Raw genomic sequence first — 15,982 nt, forward strand, 5'->3', positions numbered from 1 at the left:
TTTTATTAAACGCCTATATTTTAGACAATTAAGGCCATAAAATTGAAGTATTAATCTATAAAATCGATAGGAAGCGCTAAAAATCGGATTAGTAAAACTTATTATCAAATTATTACAATAATAGTCTGTATTAATTTTAAATGACCAATTTTTATTGTAAAAAACTTCAATTTTTAAATCTAATCTCTTGCATTATTTGACATTGTCAGTATATTTGAAAAGTCATTAAACGAATGACAGAACTTCTAAACCGAGGATATATTCCAGCCGCACATGAATATATCTGACCGTGTTGAGAGGGCCTTGCTGAAAGCCGGATGTACCGAAACACGGACGCCGGGCGAGTCACGCTCCAACACAATATAATTTTTTTAATACAGGTTTCTTGACACCGTGGACAAACACCGCTTGTCGACGTCTGGCTTTTTTAAGCCTCACTGAAACGATTTGACCTGTTTGTCCTCGATTAAAGAGGGTATTGCTTTCCGGAAAAGCAGTGTTGCAAGCTTATGGCCGTGTTGTTTTGTCCACGCGAAAGTGTGTGCGGCGCACGGAAGTGTGGACTCCACACGGCCATAACTTTTTTCTCCTCCTACTACTACCACCTAACAATTTTAACCCCTGATTCCCCATGCGTAAAGTTCTACTCTTATTTATATGGGTTTGTCTGTGTTCCCCGGTAGCTTTCGCACAAGTGCGCCAGCTCACCGGAAAGGTAACAGCGGCCGAAGATGGTCTCGGACTTGCAGGCGCGTCAATCATTTACAAAGGCACCAATGTGGGTACAAATGCCGATGCTGACGGTAATTTCAGTTTTTCGGTACCGGGTGATGGCGTCCTCGTCATCTCCTATGTGGGTTTCCTGATCAAAGAAATGCCGATCGGCAACCAAACCAAATTTGACATCAAGCTGGACGCCGACACGCGACAGCTCGCCGAGGTGGTCGTAACCGCATTCGGTATCGAGCGTGAGAAAAAGGCGTTGGGATATACAGTACAGGAAGTGAAAGGAAGCGCATTAACAGAATCGCGTTCGACGAACGTAGCAAATGCACTTTCCGGTAAAATAGCAGGCGTTCGTGTGCAATCGAACGGCGGCCCGGGCAGCGGCTCGACGATCCAGATCCGTGGCTCTTCGTCCGTTTCGGGGAACAACCAACCGTTGATCGTCATCGACGGCGTGCCAATGGAGCAAACCGCGAACAAAACATGGGGCGGCGGCATTTCGGAGATCAATCCCGACAATATCAAGGAAATGTCCGTACTGAAAGGCCCGAATGCGGCTGCGTTATACGGTTCCCGCGCTGCCAACGGGGTTATCCTCATTACTACCAAAAATGGCCAGGGCACGAAAGGGCTGGGCGTGGATATCAATTCCAACATCACTTTCGAGCGTCCGTGGATCAAACCGAACTTTCAGAACACTTACGGCGGTGGCAATGGCTACCGCACCTGGTATACCGACGGATGGAGTGGCAACATCACCGATCCGGCAGAAATTGCGCAGTATCGCGCCGTTTATGACGCAAGATATCCTCTGGTTGGATCAGAGGGAACCGACGAAAGCTGGGGAGCTCCGATGGACGGGCGCCTGGTGAGACAGTGGTGGACGGGTGACGATGTTGCACCACTGACTCCTCAGCCCAACAACTGGGACGAGTACTGGAATACCGGCCGTACTACCACCAACAGCGTTGCGCTGAACGGCGGTAACGATAAAGGTTATTTCCGCCTTGGCCTGAGCCGCCTGGATCAAACGGGTATTATGTATTACAACGACTTCCACCGGAATAACTTCCGCATTAACTCGGGCTATAACCTGACCAAAAACCTGAGCATTACGCTTTCGGGCGAGTACATCAAATCGGGTTCCGACAATAAGAGCTACGGCAGCGGACAGGAGTTCATCTGGTCGCACCGCCACGTTTCGTGGGCACAGCTGCGTGATTATGAAAGCTATATCGATGTGCACAACCAGCGCGGCAACGACACTGATCCCCCTAACTGGCAGCATACCTTCTTCACGAACCCCTATTTTTCCCAAAAGAAGCTTCCGCAAAGCAACGAGAAGGACCGCCTGCTGGGCAACATAGCATTGAATTACAAGATATTGCCTTCACTGAGCCTGATGATCCGCAGCGGGACCGATTACTGGACCGACACGCGCATTAACGTATCCAACTTCCTGCGCGTCCGCAACGGCGTGCGCACGCCGGGACGCTACTCGGAAGAAGTGCTCCGCAGCCAGGAAACCAATTCGGATTTCATGCTGACTTACAACAAGAATATCAATGCGGATTTCGGATTGAACGTGCAGGTAGGCGGTATTAAACGCACCAATTATTACAAAAGAAACTATTTCTATGTAGGCGAGTTGGTGGTGGATGGCCTGTACAATGCAGGTAACTCGGTACCAAGTCAGAATACGATCGAATCGGAAATCCGTAAATCGGAGACGCAGAGCGTGTTCGGAACGGCTAACCTTTCGTGGAAAGACGCATTATTCCTCGATCTCACAGCCCGCAACGACTGGTCGAGTACGCTGCCTGCCAATGCACGCTCGTACTTCTACCCTTCTGCGTCGTTGAGCGCGGTTTTGACGGAGTTGTTTGATGTAAAAAGCAATGTATTCACGTTCGGGAAAGTGCGTGCGAGCTATGCACAGGTGGGTAATGATGCGACCCCTTATCAGCTGGCACAAACCTATCTCGCCAGCGGTTCGTGGAATGGTGCGGTGCCCAAATTCTCTGAAAACACCCAGATTGCGAACAGCGGTCTGAAACCGGAGATCACGACCGGGCTCGAACTCGGCGCCGACCTGCGCTTTTTGAAAGGCAAAATAGGCCTGGACGTAACTTACTACAGTCAGACGACTAAAGATCAGATTCTCGGTGTGGAAATCTCCAAAGCGAGCGGCTACAACACCCGTATCCTGAATGCAGGTAAAATCACCAACAAAGGAATCGAAATTTCGATCAGCGGAACGCCGGTAAAACTGCCGGGTGGTTTCAGCTGGGATGTGTCGCTCAACTGGGCGCGCAACCGCAACAAGGTAGTTGAACTCGCGGAAGGCCTCACTACCTATACGCTCGCAACGCAGCGCGGTATGTCGTCGGAAGCACGTGTAGGACAACCTTACGGTACATTCTACGGCGTAGGTTTCCAGAAGTACAACGGACAGGTGGTGTATGGCCCCAATGGTCTGCCGCTCACCGCTGCCGGACAGAAGCTGGGTAACATCCAACCCGACTGGATCGGCGGCATGCTGAACACCCTCAACTACAAGGGCTGGTCGCTAAGCGCATTGGTGGACGTTCGCATGGGCGGCGACATTTATGACGAAGGTACAGGAACCGCCCGCTGGACAGGCCAGTATGCCGAAACCGCATTGGGCCGCGAGGAAGGCGTGATCGGCCAGGGTGTACGGGAGGTAACAGCCGCGGATGGTACGAAATCCTATGTCCCTAACGACATTATTGTAACTGCCAACCAGCTTTATGGCTATTCCAACCCACGTAACTACCATGAGTCGGCGATTTTCGATGCGAGCTATGTAAAACTCCGCGAACTGACCTTCGGCTATACATTCAGCCCATCGCTTTTGAAAAAGGTTAAAATCCAGTCGGCCAAGATCTCCCTTGTGGGCCGGAACGTCTGGATGATCTTCAAAAACACCCCGCATATCGACCCGGAGATCGATGCGAAAGGGGGTAACCAGCAAGGATTCGGTTATGGTGAGCTCCCAAGCTCCCGCAGCATTGGTGCAAACCTCTCACTGTCGTTCTGATCCTCTCTCAACTATTTGAAGACCTAAAAGCATTACGAGATGAAAAGCATTTTGACCCATAAAAACATCTGGATGACAGCTCTGGCAGGCGCGATGAGCATTACCAGCTGTACCAAGGATTTCGACAGCATGAACGTGAGCCCGAACAGCCCGACGGCTATCGGCCCGCAGTACCTGCTCCCTACCGGTATCGAAACATCCGTTGACCGCTACTGGGGTCACCGCGACCGCTTCGAGCGCATCAATATCGACGCCGCCGAACTCTATGTGCAACATTTAACCCGCAACATTTACAGCAACGAGGGCGACGATTACACGGTTTCGCCCGCATTGCTGGCCAATAACTGGAAAGGTTTTTTCAACGACGGCCTGCTCAACTTCCAGCGGATCATCAACCAGACAAATTCGGAATCTAGTTCACCTAACGCTAATTACGAAGGTGTGGCATTGGTCATGCGCACCTGGGTATTCTCGCTGCTCACGGATATGTACGGGTCTATCCCGTACACCGACGCAATCAAGGGAACAGCTACCGAGGCGATTTACACGCCGAAATACGACTCGATGGAAACCATTTACGCAGGTTTGCTAAACGACCTGAAAATGGCGAACGAGAAACTGTCGGTAAGCGGCCCGGCTATTGCAGGGGATATTTTGTATGCAGGTGATATTTTGAAATGGAAGAAATTCGCCAACTCGCTCCGTCTGCGCCTCGCTAACCGCCAGGCTGCCAAAAAGCCGGCAGAGTCGAAAGCGATATTTGCCGAAATCCTCGGAGACGCCACCAAGTTCCCGATTTTCACCAGCAATGCCGACAATGCCGCATTGAAATGCACCACTGTCCTCCCGAGCAACAACGAATGGAACCAGATCCTGATCCAGGGCGGTCGTACCGACTGGAACATCAGCAAGACGCTGGCCGACAAGATGAATGCATTGGGCGACACCCGCATTACCGTGTATGCCAACCCTAACAAGGATGGCCTTTACCAGGGCCACGCCAACGGCCTTCCCGACGCGATCGCTACCGGCTACCTCGCCACCAGCTCGACTATCGGCAAAGCATTTACGGACGCAGCTGCACCGGAAGTGATCATGACCTACGCCGACCTGAACTTCATCCTCGCAGAAGCTGCGATCGATGGCGACATCGCGGGCGATGCTAAAAAGTATTTCGAAACCGGCATTACCGCTTCTTTCGCGCAATACGGGCTCACGCCGCCAGCCGACTACGTGACCAAAGCAGGCCCGGTGAGCAAGGAAAAAGTGCTCGAACAGAAATGGATTTCGCTCTTCGGACAAGGCGTAGAAGCCTGGATCGAATGGCGCAGAACCGGCTTCCCGGTATTCCCTGCACCCGATCCGCGCGCAGTCCTGAACAATGGTGGTATCCTCCCTACCCGCTTCAACTACCCGGCCTCCGAATACTCGCTGAATGCTACTTCGGTAGGCGACGGCGTGAAGCTCAACGGCGGTGCCGACGACATGAAAACCAAACTGTGGTGGGCCGAGAAGTAACGGTTTATTTCCCATTCAAAGACTTTCAAGAAGATGAAAAATATCAAATCGCTTTTCCCCTACCTGCTACTCGCATTGTCGCTTGGATTTGTAGCCTGCAAAGAAGAAGACCCGTTCCTTGACCGCGACGTAGCCCCTGTGCTGGTTGATATCGTTGGCGCTCCATTCGGCGCACCCATTGCCAGTGAACCGACCGTGACCTACTCTGCTACTGCCGAAAAACTGACGCTCTCAGCCCGACTACTGGAACTAGACAAAACCAATATTCTGGATCACACCAAAGGCATCGACTCGATCCCGGTCCCCAACCTGGCCATCAAGATCACGCTTCGGACCGGAGCAGTTCTGGGCGAGGTCACTTCCGACGCGCAAGGTTTGGTAAAACTGGAAAAAACCTGGGCCGACCTGGGCGTTGCAGCACCGAAAGCGGGCAGCATCACCAAAATATCATGGTCGGGCAGCCACAAGGGGATCGCATTTACGCGGTTCTCGCAAGTACAGGCTAACTAATTGAAAAACAAGTAATATATACTTCTAAGTTGGCCTGTTTGTTTGTAACTTGAATTAAGACTTTTACTCCTAATATTTATCGTCACGTACTTAAACAATTGAACAATGAATCAAAAAATTGACCGTCGGAACCTGTTAAAATCCGGTTTAATGGCATTGGGCGGCATCGCCGTAGCACCACACCTTACTGCTGGCGCATTCGAAAACACACCATTATCACTGGATCCTGAAAACCGCATTTACCGCAGCCCAATGGTAAGAGAACACTTCTTGCCAGATGATTTCAAGGCGCCAAAAATCGTTGCCAAACTAAGTGCGAACGAAAACCCTTACGGACCACCGATGTCGGCGCAGAAAGCAGTCGCGGAATCCGTGAAAAACGGGAACCGCTACGCATGGAAAGAAATGTACGACCTCATCGATAAAATCGCCAAGAAGGAAGGCGTTACGGCCGACCACATTATGATGGGCCCCGGCTCTTCCGATTTGCTCGAAAAAGTGGCGTTGGTCACTTTCATGAAAGGCGGCAATATCGTGTCGGCCGACCCTTGCTACATGTCGCTCGTAAGCGTGGCGAAATCCGTGGGTGCTACGTGGAAGCCCGTTCCATGTACTGCCGACTGGTCACACGACCTGAAAGCGATGGAAGCCGCTATCGATAAGGACACCAAACTCGTTTACATCTGTAACCCCAACAACCCGACCGGCGCCATCACCAAAGGTCAGGACCTGCTTGATTTCTGCTCGCGCGTTTCTGAAAAAGTACCGGTATTTGTGGACGAGGCGTATATCGAGCTCGCAGTAGGCGCCGATACCCAAAGCATGGTTTCGCTTCTGGCACAGAAGAAGAACGTAATCATCGCGCGTACATTCTCGAAAATCATGGGTATGGCCGGTATCCGGGTGGGTTACATTGCGGCACAACCTGAGTTCCTCGAAAGCATCAACAAAATCACCCGCGGCGGAATGGGTATTTCCTACACATCGATCTTCGCGGCATCCGCCAGTCTCGATGACAAGGATTTCCAGGGCAACACCCGCAAGCTGAACCACGAGGCGAAAACATATCTCTACGAAAGCCTCGACAAGCTGGGTTACAAATACATCCCGTCATATACCAACTTCGTGCTCTTCCCGATCAGCATTTCCGGCAAGGAGCTGCTCACCAAAATGACCGCCAAAGGCATCGCCGTCCGCTCATTCGACGTCATGAACAAACCATGGTGCCGCGTAAGTATCGGTACGATGGATGAGATGAAGGCATTTGTAGGCGCGTTGAGCGGGTTGAGCTGACATCTCGCAATTATCCTTCGACTCCGCTCAGGATGACATTACCATTGTCACACTGAGCGAAGTCGAAGTGCATGCGATAACGATACCATATTTCACTCCTATTACAATACCTCATTACAACACCCCCGCGAAAGCGATACCCTTCTTAATCTTCGATACACTCCTATTACTTAAATATTCCTGACCATGAGTGACGCATTGCAAAAAACCATTACGCTCTTATTATTAATTGCCTTGGGTTTGTTGCTCAAAAGCAAATTCAAGAACAAGGATCAAACCAACGGCATCAAGGAGATTATCCTCTCCGTGGCGCTGCCCTCAACGATATTTATCTCCTTAATGAAAATCGACATCGATTCGTCGATGTTCGTGATCCCGCTCGTTACGCTGGTCTTCAACTTCCTGATGTTCTTTTCCGCGCCGCTCGCGTTCGCATTGTTTGGAATAGAAAAAAACAGCCCTACCGGCCGCACGCTGATGATGCTCATTCCTTCCCTGGCACCGGGCTTGTCCTGCTTCCCGTTCATTGCCGAGTTTTTGGGAGAAAAAAGCCTTGCGATTGCTGCATTGGCCGACGTCGGCAACAAGTTTTTCGTACTCATTTCATTGTACATTCTGGCGATGAATATGTTTCTCAAAAACAGCGACGACAAGGAAACCAAAATGGGAGGAAAGTTGAAAAGCCTCTTCGCGAGCATGTTCCAGGAGCCGATTAACCTGTTGATTTTTATCGCCATCATCCTGCTAAGTCTGGGAATCAATTACAGCAAGCTGCCCCCATTGGTGGTGGATATTTTTGATAAAACCAGCGCAATGATGACGCCGCTCGTATTGCTTTTTATCGGCCTGGCCGTGCAACTAAAAGAGGGCAAGAAGCGTATCGTTGCAAGTATACTGTTCTTCCGCGCAGGCATTACGATGCTCATCAGCGCGGGAATGATCTACGTCCTGAACATTACCGACATGAATATGGTATTGCTATCGATCGTGATCCCATTGAGTGCCGCCAGTTTCTGGCCGCTCGCCCACATTTCCGCATTTAACCTGCGGGAGGACGCGAAAGGCATGGCCAAGGAAAAAAGAACATTTGATCTGGAACTGGCTGTGCTGTTACTTGCATTTTCTTTGCCATTCTCAACGATATTAATTTTGGCCATTTTGTCCTCCGGTTCATTTTTTGCGCATACCTCTACGCTCATCACCTCCGGGCTGGTGTTAATCTGCCTGGGCGCTGTGCCGAATGTGCTGAGCAAGGTATTCGTTAAAATGTCGAAGGCATCTTCATAATCCAACACCGCATGAAATTTCTGACCACCAGTATTTTTTCACTCCTGTCACTCACCATCTTTGCCCAAACCGAAGTTACGGCCGTCAGCAGCATCCAGTCGCAGGCGACGATCCGGATTTCGAAAAGTACCAAACGGTGCAAATATTTCCCGGCCAGCGCGCCCGTGACGATGGCAGATGGCAGCCTGAAATCCATCGCGGACGTGCGCGTGGGCGAGCATGTGAAGACGTGCAAGGATGGCAAAACGACCATCACGCAGGTGAAGCAAATCGACGTTTTCAACCAACCTACTTCGCCGTTGACGGCCGTGTACCTGCGACCGGCGGAAGACAATACCTCCGGGTCGCCGATTGTACCTGCATTGCTGCTCGAAGCCACGCCGCATCACTATGTGCAGACGAACCACGGAAGAAAGCGCATGAAAAAACTATCGAAAAAGGATATTCTTTATCATTATGAGCCTTCCACCGGCATTGTATCGTCGTGGAAAGTGGGAGCGGTGCAGGAAAATGCACGGCGTGTGAACAAGGCCTACAACCTCGAAACGGTGGATGGGACTTACCTGGTCGACAATGTGATGGTCGCCAACAACTGATCCTGCGTATTTACTCAACAATCCGGTAAGGCCCCGCTCGCGGGGCTTTATTTTTTTGGTCTGCTTCAAAACCTTTTACGACCTTTGCACTTCATTTTTGAGCAGAACAAATACATTGAATACATTTTGGCAGCAAATACCGCTTCATCCACACCCCGCGAGCTAGGTTTCACTTTCCCAGCCGAATGGGCTCCGCACCGCGCCACCTGGCTTACTTTCCCGCATAACGACGCCTCCTGGCAGGGCGACAAACTGGCCAAAATGCGGCCGCAATATCTGGCATTCATCAAGGCGATCAGCGAGGGGGAAAATGTAGGCATTATCGCCAACGATGAAGCTTTGAAGCAGTTTATCATCGGCGAGCTCGATAAAACGGGAGTCGATTTAGCTAAAATTGAATTTATAGTAAAACCCACCAACGACGCCTGGTGCCGCGACCACGGACCTTCTTTTGTGGTTAACCCCCAAACCGGCGAAAAAATGATCGTCGACTGGGGCCATAATGCCTGGGGCGGCAAGTACCCGCCTTACGACGACGATAACCGCACACCCCGCGCCGTAGCCGAATACCTGAACCTCCCGGTCGTCAATCCGGGGATCATCATGGAAGGCGGTTCGGTGGAGTTCAATGGAGCAGGTAGCCTGTTAACCAGCAAATCATGCTTGCTGAACCCTAACCGCAACCCACATTTGAACCAAGGTCAGATCGAGCAGATTTTGTGCGATTACTACGGCATCGAGCAGGTTCTGTGGGTCGAAGACGGCATTGTAGGCGACGATACCGACGGCCATATCGATGATACCACACGTTTTGTAAATGAAGATACCATTGTCGCCTGCGTCGAAACCGATCGTAATGACGAGAACTATGCCGTTTTGAACACCAACCTGCGAATGCTGAAAGAAATGCGTTTGCTGAGTGGGAAACAGCCGGATATCATCGAACTCCCAATGCCGAAAGCAGTCATCATCGACGATTTCCGCACGCCGGGGTCTTACGCCAACTTCCTGATTTGCAATGCCGGCGTGATTGTGCCGGTATTCAACAACCCGCACGACCAGGTTGCAATCGACATTCTGGAAAAAGCATTTAATGGAAGAAAGATTATTCCGCTTTTAGCCACGGAAATCATCTGGGGGCAAGGGAGCTTCCACTGCCTGAGCCAGCAGGAGCCTGCTGAATAGCCATTGGGCTGTGGTGGTCAGGGATTGTCAAGAATTGTCAGATATTGTCAGGACAGTTAAACAACACTTGACAATACCTGACCAAACCTGCCCTTCATTGTTTGATAAACGGCTACTATTGCTTGTCAAACTCATACCAGGCCAAGTGCGTGGCATCATCTCCCTGCAATGCTGTGCTCGTCATCGTCAGTTTTTTTGGAGCGGCCAGTAAAGTAACCTCTACCAACCGGCGATTTGAGTCGGTATATGAAAATTGAAGCCTTTTTTCGTCCTTAACCTCCACTTCCGTCGCCGTGTCGCGACTCAAAATTTCGGATCCGTCACTTCTCACAATAACTTTCTGCATATCGAAGTCCAGCAAATTAACCGAACGCCGGGTGATAACCCAGGTGTATTTAGAAACAAAACCATTGGGTGAAGCGATGGCGAACTTATAGGTTCCTGTATAATTTTCAGAAGCGTCTGCCCGAACAGGATCGCGGTTCGAGCAGCCGGTAAAGAACAACACGACGAGAATGAGGATAACGTTTTTCATAGCACCAGATCTGTTGAGGATGTAACTGATACTAATACGTAAGTAACTGATGATAAATTATTCAGCGTCCGCCAAATTTTCCCAATCGGCACGTTCGTGCAGGAATACATTATAATCTACAAAACCGCGGATGCCGTCTACCCAGCCTTTTTCGCTATGCTGCCAGAACAGCACATGCGCATCGGACGCGAGGTCGTTCAGGTGTGTGCGCGAATAGCCAGCAAGCCAGAGCGGGTATTCATCGAAGTTTCCGGCGATGTACTTTTTGTAATAATGCTCGTTGACGTAAATGATTGGTTTTACGCCATAATGCGCCTCGATGAGTGTGAGCCAGTTGCGGACGCCTTTAATGATAATGTCGTCAGGCTTGCCTCCATTCACTTCCAGGTCGAGCACAGGTGGCAAATCGCCGGCCTCCATCCTCACCTGGCCGATGAAGTTATCGACCTGGCGGTCGGACATGACACGCGGATTGTAAAAATGATAAGCGCCGCGCTTCATCCCTACCCTTTTTGCTTCTGCCCAATTCCGTTTGAACTGCCTGTCGAGATGCGTGGCGCCTTCTGTCGCTTTGATATAGACGAAATCGATACTCACGTTTTCGGAACGGGCACTTTTGAGCTTATCCCAATTGATCTTCGCATTGTGGTGCGAAACGTCGATTCCGTGGACCGCGTAACGCAACGGCAGTTTGATCCCGAACTTGCTGATAAACTCCCATTGATTTTCGTCGGTCCGGTCGTTCCACCAGATCAGTCCTCCAATCACTACTACAACGGCACCGATAATGGCCCAACCCTTCGCGGGAAGTGGTTTCAGGTATTTTACATTACTTAACGAGGTGCGGGTCTTCTTTTTTGCCATACCATGCAAAATTAAGAAAGATCGCTATTCCCGGCATATCGCCATTCATTTTCCATAATTACCACTCGTGTACTATGTAATGCATAGTACCTGATATAGCACATATATTTGAATCAACAAAACGGAATTATTAGCCATCATTTAAAAGAACATAGCCATGAAACCTTCAATGAAATCCATCGCAATGACAATGGTAATCGCTGCCACCTTCGCATTCAATTCTTTTGCAGAAGATAAAGAAAGCAAAAAAGCAGCGGCGTTCGGAACCGGCATTTTCGCTTCCAACAGCGGTAAGATCCACGTCAACGTTGACAAGTACACAGACAGCAGAGCGGTGGTATTGATCACCAACAAAAGCGGGCAAGTCATGTATCGCGAAACGATTGCCCGCGACACCGACAAGTTCAGAAAAACTTTCAATGTGAACGAATTGCCAGCCGGCACTTACACCATCGAAGTTTCTGCCAATGGCCAGAAAACTGAAAAGAACTTTGAGGTAGCTGAAATCCGCACAGAACGCCAGATTTCCATCAAGTAACCTGCCCTATCCTGTAAACAAAATGGCCAGCCCGGTTTTTCCGGAGCTGGCCATTTTGGCATTCTTATTTCAACAGCGGCATCAAATCACCACGTTCACGATGCGCTTCGGCACCACGACTACCTTCTTGGCCGGCTTGCCTTCCATCCATTTCTGAACGGTAGCGTCCGCCAAAACTTCCTTCTCGATTTCGGCAGGCGGCGTGTCCAATGGGAAGGTCAGCGAAGCACGGACCTTTCCGTTGATCTGCACGGGATATTCAAATACCGATTCCTGCACATATTTCGCTTCAAACACCGGGAATGCGGCTTTGGACACCATTCCGGCCTCGTTACCCAGCGCTGCCCACAATTCTTCTGAAATGTGCGGCGCGTAAGGCGAAAGCAGAACCACCAGTTGTTCCAAAACCTCCTTGCTCTGGCATTTCTGACTGCCCAGCTCGTTCACACACACCATAAATGCACTCACGGCCGTGTTGAATGAGAAGTTTTCGATATCCTCTCCGATCTTTTTGATCGTTTTATGCAAAATCTTCAGCTCCTCGGGCTTCGCCGGAACATCTTTCACCTGCCACTGCCCGGTTTCGGTGTAAAACAGCCTCCACAGCTTGCGGATGAAACGGTAAGTACCGTCGATACCGTTCGTGTTCCACGGCTTCGCCTGATCCAATGGCCCCAGGAACATTTCGTACAAACGCAGGGTATCAGCCCCGTAGCGCTCGACGATATCGTCCGGGTTTACGACATTGAATTTGGATTTGGACATTTTCTCCACTTCCACGCCGCAAATGTATTTGCCGTCTTCGAGAATGAATGTCGCCTGCTCGCCCGCAATGTCCGGACGCGTAGCCTTGAACTTCTCGACATCCAGTACATCGTTTTCGACGATATTCACATCCACATGCAATGCGGAAACCTCATATTGTGATTTCAAACCGGCACTTACAAACACTGGTTTGCTGAAATCTTCACTCTTCACCCGGTACACAAAATTGCTGCGCCCCTGGATCATCCCCTGGTTAATCAGCTTTTTGAAAGGTTCCTCTTCCAGCACGAAGCCGCGGTCTTTCATGAATTTATTCCAGAAACGGCTGTACAGCAAATGGCCTGTCGCGTGCTCCGTTCCACCGATGTACAAGTCCACGTCTTTCCAGTAGCTGATCGCTTCTTTCGACGCAAATTCGTTTTCGTTTTTCGGGTCCATATAGCGGTACCAGTACCAGCTGCTGCCCGCCCAGCCCGGCATGGTGCTCAGCTCGTAGCCATTGCCCGAACCGTGTTCCCAGCCTTGCGCGCGCCCCAGCGGCGGCTCGCCATTTTCAGTCGGCAGGTATTTGTCAACCTCCGGCAGGTTCAACGGCAGCTCGTTCAAGTCGAGCAGGTATGGTACCGGCTGGCCTTCGCTGTCGTTTTTGTAATAAACAGGTACCGGCTCGCCCCAATAACGCTGGCGGCTGAATACCGCGTCGCGCAGGCGGTAGTTGATCTTGCCCTTACCTAATCCTTTTTCTTCCAGTACATTAATCAACTTGTCGGTCGCCTCTTTGTAGGTTAATCCATCGATAATGCCTGAATTGATATATTTTCCTTCCTTGGTCGCGTCGGCCTGTGTTTCAATGTCTTTTTGCGCGTCGAGGATCGGGATAATGGGCAGATTGAAATGCTTCGCAAAGTTCCAGTCGCGCTGGTCGCCGGATGGCACGGCCATTACCGCACCGGTTCCGTAACCTGCCAACACATAGTCGGCAATGTAAACCGGCACCTTCTCCCCGCTGAACGGATTGAGCACGTACGCGCCCGTGAATGCTCCCGAGACGGTTTTCACATCCGACATCCGGTCGCGCTCCGACTTCTTCTGCGTCATCGCAATGTACGCATCGATTTCCGCACGTTGCTCCGCGGTTGTGATCACGTCCACCAGCTCATGCTCCGGTGCGATCACCATGAATGTTACACCGTAAATCGTATCAACGCGGGTCGTAAATACTTCAATATTAGCATCAACGCCATCCACCGCGAACTTCACCAACGCCCCTACCGATCGTCCTATCCAATTCCGCTGCTGCTCTTTCAATGACTCCGTCCAATCCACCGTATCCAAACCATCGATCAAACGTTGTGCATATGCGGTAATGCGCATCATCCACTGGCGCATCAGTTTCTGGATCACAGGGAACCCGCCACGCTCAGAAACGCCGTCCTTCACCTCGTCGTTCGACAATACCGAACCTAATCCCGGGCACCAGTTCACGGTGGCGTCCGCCACGTAGGTCAGGCGGTATTTCAACGTCATCTTATATTGCGCCTCTTCCGACCATGCATTCCACTCTTCCGCAGTGAATGCCGGGGTATCTTCATCGCAAGGCGCATTGACTTTCGCATTGCCTTCCTGGCTGAACTTCGCAGTCAGCGTTGCGATCGGCTCTGCCTTGTCGGCATCGTTGTTGTACCAGCTGTTGAACAGCTCGGAGAAAATCCACTGCGTCCATTTGTAATAGCCGGGGTCGGAAGTCCGCACCTCGCGGTTCCAGTCGTAGCTCAAACCCAGGTTTTTCAACTGCTCGATATAGCGGGTAATATTCTGCTCCGTCGTAATCGCCGGGTGCTGGCCGGTCTGGATCGCATATTGCTCCGCGGGCAATCCAAAGCTGTCGAAACCCATCGGATGCAGCACATTGAAGCCTTTCAGCCTTTTGTAGCGGGAATAGATGTCGGAAGCGATGTATCCCAGCGGATGGCCCACATGCAAGCCCGCCCCCGAAGGATAAGGAAACATATCCAACACATAATACTTAGGCAAATCCGACGCGTTCGACACGCTGAAAGTGCCGTTTTGCTGCCAGTAGTCCTGCCATTTTTTTTCTATTTCCCGATGACTGTACTCACTCATATCCTGTTAGTTGTTATGCTTTTCCCGGGTTTTCGGTGTGTATATCCGACCAAAATACTGATTATCAGAAGGTAAAGCTTTGATTTATTTTCTATTTCTTCAAATAAACCGCAAAAATAGCGTTTTTTGATCGGATTCGGGCGGTTGTCGATAATCCGGCACAGGATTTTACCGTTAAGCAGCAGTTATCCATCTTACCCCAGTTTTTAAACACTATGAAAAACGTGACGATTGCGCTGCTTGCATTATTGATCAGCTACTCCGCTTCCGCTCAGTACGACCCCGCTTTCCGCTTCGGTATCAAGGCGGGAGCCAATTTATCGAACATCAACGGCAGCAACGACCTCACCCTCGCGCCGGGAGGAAATGCATTCAACTTTAAGGATAATTCGAACCGCTCGCTGGGGTTTGCCGGCGGCGTTTTCTTCCGCTTTGGAAAAACATTCTACATACAACCTGAGTTACTCTTGTCCCAGAAAGGGGGGAAATTCAACGTTTACAAGGACGGCCTGACCAATTCAGAGGGCAAGGTCGACGTCAGGTTCAGCAACTTTGACGTGCCTGTGCTTTTCGGCTTCCGCGTTGCCAAATTTTTCCGCGTCAATGTGGGCCCCATGGCGTCGCTCAGGTTATCTAGTAACGGCAAGCTCAGCGATTCATTCGACGATTTCACGGGCGACAATTCGGACGTCACTTTCAAGAACCGGTTAGCCTATGGTTATCAGGCCGGCGTAGGCTTCGATTTCGGGCGGATGAGCCTGGATGTACGCTACGAAGGCAACTTCACGGAGATCGTAAAAGTGAATTTCAACAATGCGACGACCGCTTCTCAGTTTGGTAAAAAGGGTAACCTATTCCAGGCCACGCTCGGCTTCGCCATTTTTTAGAAACGAAGAGAATTAAAGCAAAAACAGGAAACGGAATCTGTGTAAACGGTTCCGTTTTTTTTATTCCTCATGAATGCCGAATGCGGGGCTATT

General features: G+C 50.5%; 12 protein-coding genes. 9 read left to right on the top strand and 3 right to left on the bottom strand.

The features are described from left to right. The first annotated feature begins 631 nt into the window (after nucleotides 1–631). The 7 genes from J7619_RS05390 to J7619_RS05420 all read left to right on the top strand — a co-directional run bounded on the left by J7619_RS05390 (nucleotide 632) and on the right by J7619_RS05420 (nucleotide 10,176). The gene (locus J7619_RS05390; RefSeq protein WP_291195164.1) at nucleotides 632–3,787 is read left to right on the top strand and encodes a SusC/RagA family TonB-linked outer membrane protein; all 3,156 of its coding nucleotides are present in this window, start codon (nucleotides 632–634) and stop codon (nucleotides 3,785–3,787) included. A 39-nt stretch (nucleotides 3,788–3,826) separates the two neighbouring features. Next, nucleotides 3,827–5,305 (top strand): SusD/RagB family nutrient-binding outer membrane lipoprotein, encoded by a 1,479-nt coding sequence (locus tag J7619_RS05395; RefSeq protein ID WP_291195167.1) that lies wholly within the window; start codon nucleotides 3,827–3,829, stop codon nucleotides 5,303–5,305. Between the two features lie 33 nt (nucleotides 5,306–5,338). Next, nucleotides 5,339–5,815 (top strand): hypothetical protein, encoded by a 477-nt coding sequence (locus tag J7619_RS05400; RefSeq protein WP_291195170.1) that lies wholly within the window; start codon nucleotides 5,339–5,341, stop codon nucleotides 5,813–5,815. A 105-nt stretch (nucleotides 5,816–5,920) separates the two neighbouring features. Next, nucleotides 5,921–7,108, top strand: coding sequence for a histidinol-phosphate transaminase (locus J7619_RS05405; protein ID WP_291195173.1), 1,188 nt, complete (start codon nucleotides 5,921–5,923; stop codon nucleotides 7,106–7,108). Nucleotides 7,109–7,294: 186 nt separating this feature from the next. Next, nucleotides 7,295–8,395 (top strand): hypothetical protein, encoded by a 1,101-nt coding sequence (locus tag J7619_RS05410; RefSeq protein WP_291195176.1) that lies wholly within the window; start codon nucleotides 7,295–7,297, stop codon nucleotides 8,393–8,395. Between the two features lie 11 nt (nucleotides 8,396–8,406). Continuing rightward, on the top strand, nucleotides 8,407–8,991 hold the full coding sequence (locus J7619_RS05415) for a hypothetical protein (protein WP_291195179.1): 585 nt from the start codon (nucleotides 8,407–8,409) through the stop codon (nucleotides 8,989–8,991). Between the two features lie 126 nt (nucleotides 8,992–9,117). After that, nucleotides 9,118–10,176 carry an agmatine/peptidylarginine deiminase gene (locus tag J7619_RS05420; RefSeq protein WP_291196493.1) on the top strand — a complete coding sequence of 353 codons (1,059 nt, stop codon included), beginning with the start codon at nucleotides 9,118–9,120 and terminating at the stop codon, nucleotides 10,174–10,176. 115 nt (nucleotides 10,177–10,291) lie between these two features. Here the strand turns inward: J7619_RS05420 and J7619_RS05425 are convergent, their stop codons facing one another. Both J7619_RS05425 and J7619_RS05430 read right to left on the bottom strand, forming a co-directional pair. Then, on the bottom strand, nucleotides 10,292–10,711 hold the full coding sequence (locus J7619_RS05425) for a hypothetical protein (protein ID WP_291195181.1): 420 nt from the start codon (nucleotides 10,709–10,711) through the stop codon (nucleotides 10,292–10,294). A 57-nt stretch (nucleotides 10,712–10,768) separates the two neighbouring features. Continuing rightward, entirely contained in the window at nucleotides 10,769–11,575 is an 807-nt protein-coding gene (locus tag J7619_RS05430; protein WP_291195184.1) for a glycoside hydrolase family 25 protein, read from the bottom strand. A 169-nt stretch (nucleotides 11,576–11,744) separates the two neighbouring features. Here J7619_RS05430 and J7619_RS05435 point away from each other — a divergent pair, with 169 nt between their 5' ends. Next, entirely contained in the window at nucleotides 11,745–12,113 is a 369-nt protein-coding gene (locus J7619_RS05435; RefSeq protein ID WP_291195187.1) for a DUF3244 domain-containing protein, read from the top strand. 81 nt (nucleotides 12,114–12,194) lie between these two features. On the opposite strand, the gene leuS is transcribed toward J7619_RS05435, so the two are convergent. Next, nucleotides 12,195–15,002: a leucine--tRNA ligase gene (gene leuS / locus J7619_RS05440; protein WP_291195190.1), complete on the bottom strand. Its 2,808-nt coding sequence runs from the start codon at nucleotides 15,000–15,002 to the stop codon at nucleotides 12,195–12,197. 215 nt (nucleotides 15,003–15,217) lie between these two features. Between leuS and J7619_RS05445 the strand changes: the two genes are divergently transcribed. Beyond that, complete coding sequence (locus J7619_RS05445) at nucleotides 15,218–15,889, top strand: porin family protein (RefSeq protein ID WP_291195193.1); 672 nt, start codon at nucleotides 15,218–15,220, stop codon at nucleotides 15,887–15,889. Nucleotides 15,890–15,982 lie beyond the last annotated feature (93 nt).

This window comes from Dyadobacter sp., from assembly GCF_017744695.1.
GTDB lineage: Bacteria > Bacteroidota > Bacteroidia > Cytophagales > Spirosomataceae > Dyadobacter.

Excerpts from the sequence above, each read along its gene's own strand:
- J7619_RS05390 (WP_291195164.1), top strand. The coding sequence starts at position 632 with ATGCGTAAAGTTCTACTCTTATTTATATGGGTTTGTCTGTGTTCCCCG.
- J7619_RS05395 (WP_291195167.1), top strand. The coding sequence starts at position 3,827 with ATGAAAAGCATTTTGACCCATAAAAACATCTGGATGACAGCTCTGGCA.
- J7619_RS05400 (WP_291195170.1), top strand. The coding sequence starts at position 5,339 with ATGAAAAATATCAAATCGCTTTTCCCCTACCTGCTACTCGCATTGTCG.
- J7619_RS05405 (WP_291195173.1), top strand. The coding sequence starts at position 5,921 with ATGAATCAAAAAATTGACCGTCGGAACCTGTTAAAATCCGGTTTAATG.
- J7619_RS05410 (WP_291195176.1), top strand. The coding sequence starts at position 7,295 with ATGAGTGACGCATTGCAAAAAACCATTACGCTCTTATTATTAATTGCC.
- J7619_RS05415 (WP_291195179.1), top strand. The coding sequence starts at position 8,407 with ATGAAATTTCTGACCACCAGTATTTTTTCACTCCTGTCACTCACCATC.
- J7619_RS05425 (WP_291195181.1), bottom strand. The coding sequence starts at position 10,711 with ATGAAAAACGTTATCCTCATTCTCGTCGTGTTGTTCTTTACCGGCTGC.
- J7619_RS05430 (WP_291195184.1), bottom strand. The coding sequence starts at position 11,575 with ATGGCAAAAAAGAAGACCCGCACCTCGTTAAGTAATGTAAAATACCTG.
- J7619_RS05435 (WP_291195187.1), top strand. The coding sequence starts at position 11,745 with ATGAAATCCATCGCAATGACAATGGTAATCGCTGCCACCTTCGCATTC.
- leuS (WP_291195190.1), bottom strand. The coding sequence starts at position 15,002 with ATGAGTGAGTACAGTCATCGGGAAATAGAAAAAAAATGGCAGGACTAC.
- J7619_RS05445 (WP_291195193.1), top strand. The coding sequence starts at position 15,218 with ATGAAAAACGTGACGATTGCGCTGCTTGCATTATTGATCAGCTACTCC.